The sequence below is a fragment of the Herbaspirillum sp. alder98 genome, from assembly GCF_020179755.1.
Taxonomy (GTDB): Bacteria; Pseudomonadota; Gammaproteobacteria; order Burkholderiales; family Burkholderiaceae_D; genus Herbaspirillum.
The window spans coordinates 55398-69777 of sequence record NZ_JAIUCY010000003.1; the positions used below are offsets into that span (position 1 = coordinate 55398).

Genomic DNA, 14380 nt, shown 5'->3' on the forward strand with positions numbered 1-14380 from the left:
CGGCCCGTCTCCACGAATTTCCCCGAGGCCACAGATGCGCCACTTTGGTGCCAATTCGACGCTAACCTGCATCCACCAGGTGCACCTCTTCCCACTTGAGGTGCGCAATTCCCATGGGATAAAAAAACCTTTGATGGCAAAGCGAGCCGATGCTATCTTTGCGGGGCACTGACGTGCGCACGCCCCGTCGCAGTCTTTCTCCACGGCAGCGGGGCGGAGCCAAAAAATCATTCCACACATACAGAGGCACACATGCTCGCAAGAAAAATCTTCAGCCAAATCCTTATCCTGTTCTGCCTGGCGGCAGCGACCGCTGCGCAAGCGCAGACACTCCCGAATGTGACCATTCTGGCAACTGGCGGCACGATCGCCGGCACCGGCGCCACCAGCACCACCACGGTCGGCTATACCGCCGCCAAGATCGGCGTGGAAGCGCTGATCGATGCCGTTCCTGAACTGAAGAAGGTCGCCAATGTAAAAGGCGAGCAGGTTTTCCAGATCGCCAGCGAGAACATGAACAATGAGTACTGGCTGAAGCTGGCCAAGCGGGTCAACACGCTGCTGGCGCAAAGCGATGTGGATGGCATCGTGATCACCCACGGTACCGACACCATCGAAGAAACCGCCTACTTCCTGGACCTGGTCGTCAAGAGCAAGAAGCCGGTCGTGATCGTGGGCGCGATGCGTCCGTCGACCGCCATCAGCGCCGACGGCCCGATCAACCTGTACAACGCGGTCCTGCTGGCCGGCAGCAAGGAAGCCATCGGCAAGGGCGTGCTGGTGACACTGAACGACCAGATCAACGCTGCGCGTGAAGTGACCAAGACCAACACCTCAACCCTGGACACCTTCAAGACGCCGGAACTGGGCTACCTGGGCTACATCCAGGGCAGCAAGCCGTTCTTCTATCGCCAGTCGACCCGCAAGCACACCGCCGATTCGCAGTTCGACGTCTCCAAGCTGGACCAACTGCCGCAAGTCGACATCGTCTACGGCTATGCCAACATGAACCCGATCGCCCTGAATGCCTTCGTGGCCGCTGGCGCCAAGGGCATCATCCACGCCGGCGTGGGTGATGGCAGCCTGAACAACACGGTCGTGCCATCCCTGGTCGAAGCCCGCAAGAAGGGCGTGGTCATCGTGCGCAGCAGCCGCGTTGGTCAAGGCATCGTGGCGCGCAACGGCGAAGCCGACGATGACAAGCTGGACTTCGTCGTGTCCGACACCCTGAACGCGCAGAAGGCCCGCATCCTGCTGATGCTGGCACTGACCAAGACTACCGATACCAAGGAAATCCAGAAGATCTTCTGGGAATATTGATCCGCGTTCAGTACCACTGAAAAAAGCCCGCTGCATGCAGATGCAGCGGGCTTTTTCTATGGAAGAGCGGGAATGCTGCCGCCCCGCCACTTGCCAGCCTCCCCTCGCACCACCGCGCCGTGCTCATAGGAACCATCAGCGAGGCGACCACTCTGTAGTTCGCATGGCTGAGTTCTGGCCGCCACCATTCCAACAAGAAACTACAGGTCTCCCTATGTTGAATCGACGCCGCTTCCTCGCTTCCACCACCGCCGCCGCCGCGCTGTCGGCGCTCGGCATCAGCCCGCAGGCATTGGCCGCGGCGCGACTCAAGCTGGGCACGGCGCAAGCCTTTTCGTTCGACGCGCTGACGGCGCGGGCGCGCGAGCTGGCCAGCAAGGCCTACCAGCCGCAGAGCAGGATCCCGCGCGAAGTGCTCGACCAGATCGACTACGAAGCGCACGGCAAGATCAAGTTCAAGACCGGCTATGCGCCGTTTGCCGATGGCCCGGGCGCCTTCCCGCTGACCTTCTTCCACCTGGGCAAGTTCTTCCTGGTGCCGGTACGCATGTATCTGCTGGAAGGCGAAGCCGACCGGCGCCGCGCGCGTGAAATCGTCTATAGCGACGACTACTTCGACATGCCCGCCGACAGCCCGGCGCATCGCCTGCCGGCCGGTAGCGGCTTTGCCGGTTTCCGGTTCCAGGAAAGCCGCCTGGCCGACCAGCAGAAGAAAGACTGGCACAACAACGACTGGGTGGCTTTTCTGGGCGCGTCGTATTTCCGCGCCATCGGCGACCTGTATCAATACGGCCTGTCGGCACGCGGCATCGCCATCGACGTGGCGCAGCCGGACAAGCCCGAGGAATTTCCCGACTTCACCCAGTTCTTCTTCGAGCCCTCGGCCCCCGGCAGCGACACCGTGGTGGTCTATGCGCTGCTGGATGGCCCCAGCGTCACGGGCGCCTATAAATTCACGATGCGGCGCGGCCAGGGCGTGACGATGGAAGTCGACAAGTCGCTGTTCCTGCGGCGCGACGTCAAGCGCCTGGGACTGGCGCCGGCGACCTCGATGTACTGGTTTTCAGAGACGGTCAAGGGCACCGGCGTCGACTGGCGCCCAGAGGTGCACGACTCGGACGGGCTGGCCATCTGGCGCGGCAACGGCGAGCATGTATGGCGCCCGCTCAACAATCCGCCGCGCACCATGGCATCGGCCTTTGGCGACAGCAACCTGCGCGGTTTCGGCCTGTGCCAGCGCGACCGCAATTTCGACCACTATCAGGATGGGGTGATGTACGAGCGCCGCCCCAGCCTGTGGGTCGAGCCGCTCGAGGGCTGGGGCGACGGCGAGGTGCAACTGATCGAGATCAAGACCGACGACGAGATCCACGACAACGTCGTCGCCATGTGGGTACCCAAGGCACCGGCCACCGCAGGCGCCAGCTACCGCCTGCGTTATCGGCTGTACTGGCAGGGCGACGAACCTTTCCCCTCGCCGATGGCGCGCTGCGTGGCCACCCGGCTGGGCAACGGTGGCCAGCCCGGCCAGCCGCGTCCGCCCAACGTACGCAAGTTCATGGTCGAATTCAAGGGCGCGCCGCTGCAGGCGCTGCCGTTCGGCACCCGTCCCGAGGCGGTGCTGGAAAGCTCACGAGGCAGCTTCTCGTATGTCTTCACCGAGCCGGTTCCCAATGGGGTGGCAGGTCACTGGCGCGCCCAGTTCGACCTGACCGTCGACGGCGACGACCCGGTCGAGCTGCGCCTGTTCCTGCGTGACAAGGGGCAGGCGTTGTCCGAAACCTGGCTGTTCCAGTACCACCCGTTCAAGACCAGCACCGTGTATTGATGCCTTGCCAAACATTTTTATCAAAAGGGCTTGCACACGATAATATTATGCCTCTATAATCTCGCTCTTCGCGGCTGTAGCTCAGCTGGATAGAGTACTTGGCTACGAACCAAGGGGTCGTGGGTTCGATTCCTGCCAGCCGCACCAAATGTAAAAGGGTCCATCGCAAGATGGGCCCTTTTTCTATTTCCGGCCCGCTTTTCCGACGGCGCATTGCGCATTTGTCCGACACTGAAAACCCCGCACCATGGTGATAATGAATTTCTTTAATGGATTCGTTTATTCACCTCGACTGGAGCGGTCATGAAAAAGACATCCCTGTTCATGCTGGCCTTGGCCTCGGTAGCCGTTGCGGCCTGTGCCAAACCGGCCATGCGACGCGCCGATGAGATCATCCGCCGCCGACGCGGCGAAACGCTCTCGGGCCTGCCCACGCAGATCGGCGAGGAAGACATGCAAGCCGTCGCCCAGGAAAGCAGCATCGTCGCCGATGGCGCCCAGGCCCATGCGCCGACACCCTCTTCACTCCCGACGGTACAACCCGCAGGCGCCTGAATGCCATGCAGGATCCCTATTCGCTGAATCGCTTCGTCGAGGCGCAGGCGCCACTGTTCGAGCAGGTAGTGGCCGAGCTGCGCGGCGGCGCCAAGCGCAGTCACTGGATGTGGTTCATCTTTCCGCAACTGGCGGGACTGGGCCGTAGCGACACGGCACGGCATTTCGCCATCCGCTCGATGGCCGAGGCGCAGGCCTACCTGCGCCATCCGGTATTGGGAGTGCGCCTGGTCGAATGCACGCAGTTGGTCATGGCGGCGCACAAGGCCGATCCGACACGCACGGCTACCGATATCTTCGGGTCGCCCGATGACCTCAAGTTTCATTCATCGATGACGCTCTTTGCGATGACCGACCCTGCACAGCCCGAGTTTGGTGCCGCGCTGGCGCTGTTCTTCGAGAGCCGGGCCGATGCCGCCACGACGTCGCTGCTCGCAAAGGGCGCGTGAGGCGGCAACAAAAAAACCCGCGACAAGCGCGGGTTTCTTTAAGGTCAGGCCTGCCGATCCATCAGAACGGTAGTTCTTATAGGGGCGTAATTCCAGGTCTATCGATTAGACTAAAACCCACGCAGGAATAGACGTTCGCGTTATTTTAGACTTTGCCCACTATCAGCTTTTGTCATGAATCGAGCGCGGAAGCTACAGATCTGGAGGAAATTCATCTAAGCGAGCGGAACGGTGTAAAGATCGAAAGTACTCTTTTCTTTACACTATTTGTTTGCCACATCAATGACCATGCCACTTTATCCACTGGCGCCAGCGCCGTCAGGCGAATCCGGCAATATTTTTCTTAGGAATCGTAAAAAAAGGCCTGCCCTCTAATTCCGGCTTGTCCAAGGGCACTCTTCCAAATGTCGGCCTTTGCCCTTCCAACTGTCGCCCCGGTACGGTAAAACATTGCGGAGCCGTATAGCCGCCAGCCAACATACTATTTCCAAGTTTAGTCGGCTACAAACCGTATCGCGCAATTACCTCCTGCGCTTCCTTTAAGTGTTCTGGATACTTCTTACCAATATTTTCCAGGGCAAGACGTATGTAATAACGCACTTCCTTCACCGTATAGTAGGCGGTATCTGGTTCGATATCACTTACGTCCGCAAGAGCCCAGCAGCGGAAGAGTTGCTCGCCATTTTCATTATAGAAAAAACCACCTGTTTCATCGTTATTACCATCAATTTCCCAGCCCGGATCACCGCCGCAATATCCTCCGCCCTTTGGTACAGAATTTGGATGAATCAGAATACCGTCCAAGTAACGATCAAGAGGTGGCAACCCTGCGTAAAGAGAAAATCTGATGCAATAAAACAAAAGCTCCAGTCGATCTCCCACATTTAAAGGCGGCAGAAAGTCACTTACTCTGCGCGGATAATTCATTTCACTCCTTTCGGCCACAATGGGAAAACTGTCTTAATCGTTCTTGTCGTCTCGTTTGCGGGAACATAAAAACTAATGCCATTAATTTTTATGTATTGGTCTACTACCCCATCAATTTGGTACTGAATCATCCCTAGAGCTGGACTCAACCGTTTTGGATGTAACTCAACAAACCAGCCTTAAATAGCGTTCGCAGTCTGCTCTCAAACGATGTGCAGTGTTTTCATTCGGGCACTCCAAACAAAAAGTGAAAGGGTAATCTGCCCAATAAGTATTGATGAATGATTGCTGATAACTCATCCTCCCGACGCCCTCTGCTACGCCTTGGTGCCAATAGTCGAATTTCTCACCAAGAAAAATGCATAATTTCTTTTGAAATTCTGCATAGCCCCCCGAAGGCTCAAAATCGTCCAATATCAATGACCAGCCTTCACCTATAGCATGAGGTCGAATTTGAATTTTCATCTTCTTGTCACCAACCTGGAGGCGAGAAATCGAACTCATCCCCTCCTGTTCGAGCCGTTCCGGCAGTAATTTTTGCCCATAACTTCGTCTGGGTTCGTGGTTGACCGACGCTAGCACCTAATGCATTCCCGTATGCGTTCATGTTTCTTGCTTCAAGCTCAACTAACAGTTTCATTCCGTTCAGAAGTTTGATCTGCATGGGTCCCCATATGGTGCCGAGCAGTGCCGCCGCTACCATAGACGTATTTGATTACATTGAAATTTTCTACAACCCGCTTCGTCGGCATGGTTCCGCTGGCAATCTTTCACCTGCAACATTTGAGCGGCGCTATGCATCAAACGGCTTGCGAGTGTCTATGAAACTCTAGCCGGTCCAGAGTAATGTCCCGATTCATTTAATTTCCTTCAATGCCTTTGATCTTTAAGTCCTGATCTGCAATTCCATCAGTCTGATGCTGAATCATTCCCCGCGCCCGGCGCATCAGCAATCTGATCTTCCTTTTAAACTTCCACCATCATGAAAGGCGTTTCCCAATTCTTCGCATCCAGAGAACTAAAAATCACTTCATCTTTTCTTTTTTTATAAAAACGGAAAACACATGTGGGCCCAAAATCGCCATGGACATAACTTAGAGTAACAACAACTGGATGGGTGAAATTCTTGCGCCAGATACTCACGAAAGCATCAACAAATGCCCATCCCGCCTCCAGAACTCGATCATGGACAAAGTCCTCGATATGTATTTTGTTCAGCGCATATTCATATCCACTTCTATCATGAAAAATAGTAGTTCCAATATTTGCAATTGAGGATGAAGTTTCCGGGGCCTCACTACTAAAGAAGACACACTCTTCTCGCATTTCAAAACCCATATCAAGAAAATCCTGCAATACCGAAGGCAACTGGATAGAAGGATCTAGCTGCACCCTCATCAATTGCTCCATCGAATTTGATTTCGTAGTCTTCATGTCCTTTTTGCTCCAAGATAGGTAAAAAGAGCTTTGTCGATTGCCCGCGCAAAATCTTTGTCTTGTAATAAATTTTGCACTGCTTTAGGAGCCAGCTCCTGAGTTTTCTGGGAGAAAAATAACTGAGTGTTTGGATCGTAATAGTATTTGTTGCCGCCATTGTCCTGATAATGAACTTGACCAGCACGCACACCAGGAGCCGCATTTTCAACGTCAATGCGGGCCCTCCCCGGTCCTCTCCATAAAGTGAGGCTGTCAATTTCAGGGCCATTCTTCCCGAGCATCTCACCTTGATATCTAGTAGCATCAATCTTTCCGCTACTTCCGCCCTGCACAGACTGGACAATCATCACGGCGAGCATGCCTGCGGCTTGCTGAGACAAGCCAAACCGAGCAACTAGTCGTGTTGCGGGAAATGCCCAGTCTGCGAGATATTTCCCGGATCGAGATGCGGTCTCTGATGCAGCAGCGTCGGATGATTCCAAGTAGGGCCACGTCTATCACTCCGTTCTCCTGCTCGCTGTCATGAGCAGGATTGTGGTCTAAACATGGGGCAACTTAGGATGCAAATTTCCTGGGAAATGCGTCTCTATCTTGCGCATTTCCTGTTTGCAACAACCCTATCATTACAAGTTTTCAGCCCATGAAAAAAACCCTCACTCCTTTAGGGAGTGAGGGGTCAGTAAAAACCGGATTAAATCTTATAGAACAGTAAGTTACGATTGAATTGACGGCATGCTGCTTTACAAAATCAATCTTGTAGGATTTAGAATGGAATATCGTCGTCCATATCCTGGAAGTTGTTCGACGCCGGCTGACGCGCTGGCTGCTGGCGCGGCGCACTGGCGCCACCGCCGCCGCCACCTGCACCGCCACCTTGACGTGGAGCGCCGCCGCCATAGCTGCCACCACCGCCACCGCCGTAGCTGCCGCCGTCATCCATCGAACCGCCACCGCCGCCGCCACCTTGGCGACTACCCAGCATCTGCATGGTGTCGGCGATGATTTCGGTGGTGTAGCGCTCGCCGCCGTCCTTGTCGGTCCACTTGCGGGTCTGCAGGCGGCCTTCGACGTAGATCTGCGAACCCTTCTTCAGATACTGACCGGCGATTTCGGCCAGCTTGCGGTAGAAGGTGATGCGGTGCCACTCGGTGAGTTCTTTCTTTTCACCGCTGTTCTTGTCTTTCCAGCTTTCGGTCGTGGCGACGGCAATGTTGGTAACCGCTTCGCCGTTGGGCATGTAGCGGGTTTCCGGGTCGCGCCCAAGGTTGCCGACGATGATGACTTTATTGACCGATGCCATTGTTTCTCCTGAATACGTTAAGCCGTTACGCCTGCCGCGCGCGCGCCGCGCCGTGGCAGGTTTTTCATGTTAGCCGCGATTATAAGCCAGGACAGCGTGACTAATCCTGACAGAAAGAACACCGACGATGCCCCTAGATTTTGTTTGAGCCAGCCGCCCAGCGCACCGCCGCAGAACAGGCCCAGCGCCTGCAGCGTGTTGTACACGCCCAGCGCCGTGCCCTTGGCGTCCGGCGGCGCAATGCGCGACACCAGCGATGGCTGCGATGCCTCCAGGATGTTGAAGGCCACGAAGAACAGGAACAGCAACGCCACCAGTACCGACCAGTGCGTCACCGGATGCGAGAGCGCCGCCCAGAAACCGATCTGCACCAGCAGCAGCAGCGCGATCGAGGCGACGAATACCTGCTTCATGCGGCCATGCCGCTCGGCCACGAACACCGGCGGCAACATCAGCACGAACGAGGCCAGCACCACCGGCAGGTAGATCTTCCAGTGCTCGTCGACCGGAATGCCCGAATACTGCACCAGGGCGCCAGGCAGCACCACGAACATCGCCAACTGGCTCATGTGCAGCGTAAACACCCCCACATTGAGCCGCATCAGTTCGCCATGGCGCAATACCTCGCCCAGCGGCACGCGCCGGGCGCGCACCATGGGCGCCGATGGCACCAGCCAGATGACAGCGGCAATCGCCAGCAACGAGAGCACGCCGGTCAGGCTGAAGATACCGCCCATGCCGATGTGCTTGAACAGGACCGGCGACGCCACCAGCGACACCGCAAAGGTCAGCCCGATCGAGGCGCCGACCATGGCCATGGCCTTGGTCCGATGCTCTTCACGGGTGGAGTCGGCAATGAAGGCGGTGATCGCCGCCGAGATCGCCCCGGCGCCCTGGATCGCCCGCCCCACCGCGACCCATACCACGCTGTCGGCGGCCGCCGCCACGAAGGAACCCACGGCAAACAGCACCAGGCCGATGACGATGATGCGCTTGCGACCATACTTGTCGGACGCCATCCCGAACGGAATCTGCCCGAACGATTGCGCCAGGCCATAGATGCCCATGGCCAGGCCGACCAGGAAAGCGTTGTCGCCACCGGGCAGGCCATGCGCGTAGACGGCAAATACCGGCAGGATCAGGAACAGGCCCAGCATGCGCAGGGCGAAGATGGCGGCTAGCGATGCGCTGGCGCGCACTTCCGTGCGCGACATGCCGGACGATTCAGGCTGGGCGGCAGAAGAAGAAAGCGTTGGCTGGCTCATGATTGGGATGCAGTTGGCGATGGCGCGTCTTGTCTGCGCGCTGGCTAAACCCGACATGGTAACAGCATCGCCTGCCGGGCCGTCGGCCATCCGTCATCTTGCCGCGCAGGAATCGCCCCTCTTTGCACGACATCAAACCAACACTTCATCGCGCTGAGCGACATTATTTGCGTCTTCCCTGCACGACAGCGAAAAGTTGCCAGGTTTTCATGTAAAAATGGACTAACAATATTACTCGCATTTCCGGACGGCAATTGGGGCATGCCGGAAAGCACGAGCGAACGCCGGATCAGGGGGGCCTGGTCTGCACCGGCATAGACACTCGTCGAATCACCAGACACCGCAAAATTAATTTCAGTTATTTTTCCGCATTTCGCTGTCGGCGAAATGGCTGCTTGGCACGCTTATACGGCATGTTTCGATTGACCTCTCCCTCTTCCTCGGCCTCCCGGCCATTGTCGACTAACCACCGCCTTGCTGTCGGTGTGGCACCCGCGAGCGCACGCCTGATCTGGCTCATGATATTCATCGCTGGCGCCTGGCTGGTGCCCGGCATCTTCGGCCATGGCCCCTGGAAGCAGGACGAAACCTACTCCTTCGGCATCATCCATCACATGCTGGTATCAGGCCAGTATCTGGTGCCGACCAACGCGGGTGTTCCCTTCATGGAAAAGCCGCCGCTGTACTACTGGACGGCGGCCCTGTTTGCCAAGGCCTTGTCGCCCTGGCTCGAACTGCACGATGGCGCACGGGTCGCCAGCATCTTCTACAACCTCATCACATTGGGGTTCGTGGCTCGCATCGCGCAGATGATCTGGAACCAGCGCCTGTTGAGCTGGCCGGTGCTGGGCACGCTGGCGCTGTTCGCCGGCTCGCCCGGCATGATCAAGCACGCGCACGATATGTTCACCGATGTCGCCCTGGTCACCGGCGCGACCATCGCCACCTATGGCTTGCTGCGCATTGCACAGCAGCGGCAAGAGGGTCGCAACGACCGCGTTGCGGCGGTGTGGTTCGGGTTGGGCGTGGGTATTGCGCTGATGAGCAAGGGCTTGTTCGTGCCGCTGATCTTTGCCGCCACCGCCGTTTGCGTCGGCGTCCTGGTGCAGGCATGCCGTGACTGGTCGTATGTGCGCCTGGTAGGCCTGGCGGTGCTGGTGTCGCTACCCTTCTTCGTCATCTGGCCGGTGCTGCTGGCGCAGCATTCGTGGCCCCTGTTCATGGAATGGTTCTGGGACAACAACGTCGGTCGCTTTTTCGGCTTTTCGGTGTCCAGGCTGGGTTCCGACAACGACCATACCGTCATCCTGCGTGCGCTGTCCGGATTCGCCCTGCCCGGTTCGCTGCTGGCCGTGCTGGCCGTCGCCGGCAGCCACTGGCGTCAACTCGGCACCCCCTGCGTGGCGTTGCCGCTCTCGTTTGGCGTCATCAGCATTGCGGTGCTGCAAACCTCCGCCACCGCCCGCCAGCTGTACCTGCTGCCGGTGCTGCTGCCCCTGGTGATGCTGGGCGCGCGCGCCATCGACCGCCTGTCGGATTGGCTGCACCTGGTTTGGGACTGGTTTTCCCGCATCGCCTTCGGCGTGCTGGCGGTGGTGATCTGGGCCACCTACACCGTCTCGACCATGCCGACCCAGCACCACCATTGGATCGCCTATTTCGGCAAATGGTTGCCGCTGGGCTTCATCACGCCGATCCAGCCGCTGGCGCTGACCGGCGCCGTGGCCATGAGCATCTGCTGGCTGTGGGCCTTGAGCCGCTTCAAGCTGGCCGGCAAATGGCGCGGCGCGTTCAGCTGGTTCGGCGGCATCACCCTGATGTGGGGTCTGGCCTATACCTTGCTGCTGCCCTGGGGCGACTACGGCAAGAGCTACGAATACGCATACGCCAGAATGCAGGCCGCTTTGGCCGGGAGCTGGCAGGAGCGCGACTGCATGGCCAGCCAGAACCTGGGCGAATCCGAATCGCCCATGCTGTATTACTACACCGGTATCATGCCGCAGCCGATCGACCTCGCCGGCCATCCCGGCGACACCCAGTGCCGCTGGCTGATCCAGGGCACGCCCGGCCAGCCGGCCATGCCGGCGGGACAATGGGAACCGTTCTGGGAAGGACGGCGCGATGGCGACGAACACCAGTTGCTCAAACTGTATCGCCGCCTCGACTAAGGATGCTTTTTTTCCATGGATGCGCTTTCATTTGCGGGCTTGGCGCCCACATCGGTAGCGCCCCGAGGGCAGGATCAACCCGCGCTTGACAGTCCTGTTATAGTTACAGGTTGATCCCCGGACCCCGCGCCCCACAAGGTCATGCGCGGTGGCAGGAAAACTTTGCTGAAGGCATCCATGGAAGAAATTCGCATTCGCGGCGCGCGCACGCACAACCTCAAGAATATCAACCTGGACCTGCCGCGCAACCAGCTCATCGTGATCACCGGCCTGTCCGGCTCGGGCAAGTCGTCACTGGCGTTCGACACGTTGTATGCGGAAGGCCAGCGGCGCTACGTCGAGTCCTTGTCGGCCTATGCGCGCCAGTTCCTGCAGTTGATGGAAAAGCCCGATGTCGACCTGATCGAAGGCCTGTCACCGGCCATCTCGATCGAACAGAAGGCGACCTCGCACAACCCGCGCTCGACTGTCGGCACAGTCACCGAAATCCACGATTACCTGCGCCTGCTGTACGCACGCGTGGGTACGCCGTTCTGCCCCGACCATCCCGAACATCCGCTCGAAGCACAGTCGGTCTCGCAGATGGTCGATGCGGTGCTGGCCATGCCGGAAGACACCAAGCTGATGATCATGGCGCCGGTAGTGGCCAACCGCAAGGGCGAGCATGCCGACCTGTTCGAGGCGATGCAGGCGCAGGGCTTCATCCGGTTTCGCATCCAGAGCGGCACCGGCACGGCCAAGGTGTATGAAGTCGACGACCTGCCCAAGCTGAAGAAGACCGAAAAGCACACCATCGATGTCGTCATCGACCGCGTCAAGGTCAAGCTCGACATCAAGCAGCGCCTGGCCGAGAGCTTCGAGACCGCGTTGCGCCTGGCCGATGGTCGCGCCATCGCGCTGGAGATGGACAGCGGCACCGAGCACCTGTACTCCAACAAGTTCGCCTGTCCGGTCTGCGGTTATTCGCTGCAAGAGCTCGAACCGCGCCTGTTCTCGTTCAACAATCCGATGGGCGCCTGCCCCGAGTGCGATGGCCTGGGTCACATCGAATTCTTCGATCCGCGTCGCATCGTGGCCTTCCCCAACCTGTCGCTGGCCTCCGGCGCCATCAAGGGCTGGGATCGCCGCAACCAGTTCTATTTCCAGATGCTGACCAGCATCGCCGCGTTCTACGAGTTCGATCTCGACGTGCCGTTCGAGCAGCTCAATGAAAAGTCGCAGCAAGCCGTGCTGTACGGTTCGGGCCGTACGGCCATCCCGTTTTCGTACGTCAACGAACGCGGTCGCACCGTGGTGCGCGAGCACAGCTTCGAAGGCGTGGTCAACAACCTGCAGCGCCGTTATCGCGAAACCGATTCGATGGCGGTCAAGGAAGAACTGGCCAAGTTCATCAACGAAAAACAATGCCCGTCCTGCCATGGCGCCCGCCTGCGGGTGGAAGCGCGCCATGTGAAGATCGGCACCGGCCGCCAGCAGCGCGCCATCTTCGAAGTCGCCGCCACGCCACTGCGCGAGACCCTGTCGTTCTTCGAGACACTCAAGCTGACCGGCGCCAAGAAGGAAATCGCCGACCGCATCGTCAAGGAAATCGTCTCGCGCCTGAAGTTTCTCAACAACGTCGGGCTCGACTACCTGTCGCTGGAACGCAGCGCCGATACTCTCTCGGGCGGCGAAGCGCAGCGCATCCGCCTGGCCTCGCAGATCGGTTCCGGCCTGACCGGCGTGATGTATGTGCTCGACGAGCCTTCCATCGGCCTGCACCAGCGCGACAACGATCGCCTCATCGCCACCCTGAAACACCTGCGCGACATCGGCAACACGGTGCTGGTGGTCGAACACGACGAAGACGCCATCCGCACCGCCGACTTCGTGGTCGACATGGGGCCGGGCGCCGGCGTACATGGCGGCGAGGTGATCGCCCAGGGCACCTTGCAGGACATCCTCAAGAACAAGAAGTCGCTCACCGCCAAGTATCTCAATGGCTCGCTCGAAATCGCTGTGCCCAAGAAGCGTACTGCGGCCGACCCCGAGCGCCAGTTGATCATCACCGGCGCCACCGGCAACAACCTCAAGAATGTCGACATGGAATTGCCGGTGGGCTTGCTCACCTGCGTCACGGGCGTGTCGGGCTCGGGCAAGTCGACCCTGGTCAACGACACCCTGTACCTGTCGGCATCGCGCCACCTGTACGGTTCGCAGACCGAACCGGCGGAGCACGAGGCCATTGGCGGGCTGGAGCACTTCGACAAGGTGATCGCGGTCGACCAGGCGCCGATCGGACGCACACCGCGTTCCAACCCGGCCACCTACACCGGCCTGTTCACGCCGATCCGCGACCTGTTCGCCACGGTGCCGATGGCCAAGGAACGCGGCTACAGCGCCGGCCGTTTCTCGTTCAACGTCAAGGGCGGTCGCTGCGAAGCCTGCCAGGGTGATGGCGTCATCAAGGTCGAGATGCACTTCCTGCCGGATGTCTACGTGCCGTGCGACGTCTGCCACGGCAAGCGCTACAACCGCGAGACGCTGGAAGTACAGTACAAGGGCAAGAACATCACCGAGATTCTCGACATGACGGTCGAGGATGCCCACGAGTTCTTCAAGCCGGTGCCGCTGATTGCGCGCAAGCTGCATACGCTGCTCGACGTCGGCCTGGGCTACATCAAGCTGGGCCAGAGCGCGACTACGCTCTCGGGTGGCGAGGCGCAACGCGTCAAGCTGTCGCTGGAACTGTCCAAGCGCGATACCGGCCGCACCTTGTACATCCTGGACGAGCCGACCACCGGCCTGCACTTCCATGACATCGACCTGCTGCTCAAGGTGATTCATCGCCTGCGCGACCAGGGCAATACGCTGGTGATCATCGAGCACAACCTCGATGTGATCAAGACTGCCGACTGGCTGATCGACCTGGGTCCCGAAGGCGGCGCCGGCGGCGGACGGATCGTCGCCACCGGCACGCCGGAAGACGTCGCCAAGAATCCGGAAAGCGTTACCGGCAAGTACCTGGTTCCGCTGTTGAAGAAAAAGAAATAAAACACGGCGCGGCTTGCGCGCGCGCAAGAAAACAGAAGAGCACCGCATCTGTATCTTGCGCGCCGCCCCGATATCGTTACAGTAACGTTATCAGGCCA

At 58.9% G+C, this 14380-nt stretch carries 12 protein-coding genes and 1 tRNA gene; 7 read left to right on the top strand and 6 right to left on the bottom strand.

What is annotated here, in order from left to right:
- Nucleotides 1-252: 252 nt before the first annotated feature.
- The 5 genes from LBW87_RS08070 (at nt 253) to LBW87_RS08090 (ending at nt 4152) form a co-directional block, all read left to right on the top strand.
- Nucleotides 253-1320, top strand: coding sequence for a type II asparaginase (locus tag LBW87_RS08070; RefSeq protein WP_225200940.1), 1068 nt, complete (start codon nt 253-255; stop codon nt 1318-1320).
- Between the two features lie 214 nt (nt 1321-1534).
- Entirely contained in the window at nt 1535-3148 is a 1614-nt protein-coding gene (locus LBW87_RS08075; protein WP_225200941.1) for a glucan biosynthesis protein, read from the top strand.
- 70 nt (nt 3149-3218) lie between these two features.
- A tRNA-Arg gene (locus LBW87_RS08080) sits at nt 3219-3295 on the top strand.
- 156 nt (nt 3296-3451) lie between these two features.
- Nucleotides 3452-3703: a hypothetical protein gene (locus LBW87_RS08085; protein WP_225200942.1), complete on the top strand. Its 252-nt coding sequence runs from the start codon at nt 3452-3454 to the stop codon at nt 3701-3703.
- 5 nt (nt 3704-3708) lie between these two features.
- The gene (locus LBW87_RS08090) at nt 3709-4152 is read left to right on the top strand and encodes a DUF1810 domain-containing protein (RefSeq protein ID WP_225200943.1); all 444 of its coding nucleotides are present in this window, start codon (nt 3709-3711) and stop codon (nt 4150-4152) included.
- Nucleotides 4153-4653: 501 nt separating this feature from the next.
- Here the strand turns inward: LBW87_RS08090 and LBW87_RS08095 are convergent.
- The 6 genes from LBW87_RS08095 to LBW87_RS08125 all read right to left on the bottom strand — a co-directional run bounded on the left by LBW87_RS08095 (nt 4654) and on the right by LBW87_RS08125 (nt 9030).
- Nucleotides 4654-5079 (bottom strand): hypothetical protein, encoded by a 426-nt coding sequence (locus LBW87_RS08095; RefSeq protein ID WP_225200944.1) that lies wholly within the window; start codon nt 5077-5079, stop codon nt 4654-4656.
- Between the two features lie 165 nt (nt 5080-5244).
- Nucleotides 5245-5583, bottom strand: coding sequence for a hypothetical protein (locus LBW87_RS08100; protein ID WP_225200945.1), 339 nt, complete (start codon nt 5581-5583; stop codon nt 5245-5247).
- A 462-nt stretch (nt 5584-6045) separates the two neighbouring features.
- Complete coding sequence (locus LBW87_RS08105) at nt 6046-6513, bottom strand: hypothetical protein (protein WP_225200946.1); 468 nt, start codon at nt 6511-6513, stop codon at nt 6046-6048.
- Nucleotides 6510-6875: a hypothetical protein gene (locus LBW87_RS08110; RefSeq protein WP_225200947.1), complete on the bottom strand. Its 366-nt coding sequence runs from the start codon at nt 6873-6875 to the stop codon at nt 6510-6512. The genes LBW87_RS08105 and LBW87_RS08110 overlap by 4 nt, the downstream gene beginning before the upstream one ends.
- A gap of 404 nt (nt 6876-7279) precedes the next feature.
- Nucleotides 7280-7816: a single-stranded DNA-binding protein gene (ssb, locus tag LBW87_RS08120; RefSeq protein ID WP_225200948.1), complete on the bottom strand. Its 537-nt coding sequence runs from the start codon at nt 7814-7816 to the stop codon at nt 7280-7282.
- A 17-nt stretch (nt 7817-7833) separates the two neighbouring features.
- The gene (locus tag LBW87_RS08125; RefSeq protein WP_225201402.1) at nt 7834-9030 is read right to left on the bottom strand and encodes an MFS transporter; all 1197 of its coding nucleotides are present in this window, start codon (nt 9028-9030) and stop codon (nt 7834-7836) included.
- Between the two features lie 569 nt (nt 9031-9599).
- Here LBW87_RS08125 and LBW87_RS08130 point away from each other — a divergent pair.
- Complete coding sequence (locus LBW87_RS08130) at nt 9600-11249, top strand: ArnT family glycosyltransferase (RefSeq protein WP_225200949.1); 1650 nt, start codon at nt 9600-9602, stop codon at nt 11247-11249.
- 177 nt (nt 11250-11426) lie between these two features.
- Entirely contained in the window at nt 11427-14282 is a 2856-nt protein-coding gene (gene uvrA, locus LBW87_RS08135) for an excinuclease ABC subunit UvrA (RefSeq protein WP_225200950.1), read from the top strand.
- Nucleotides 14283-14380: the final 98 nt, after the last annotated feature.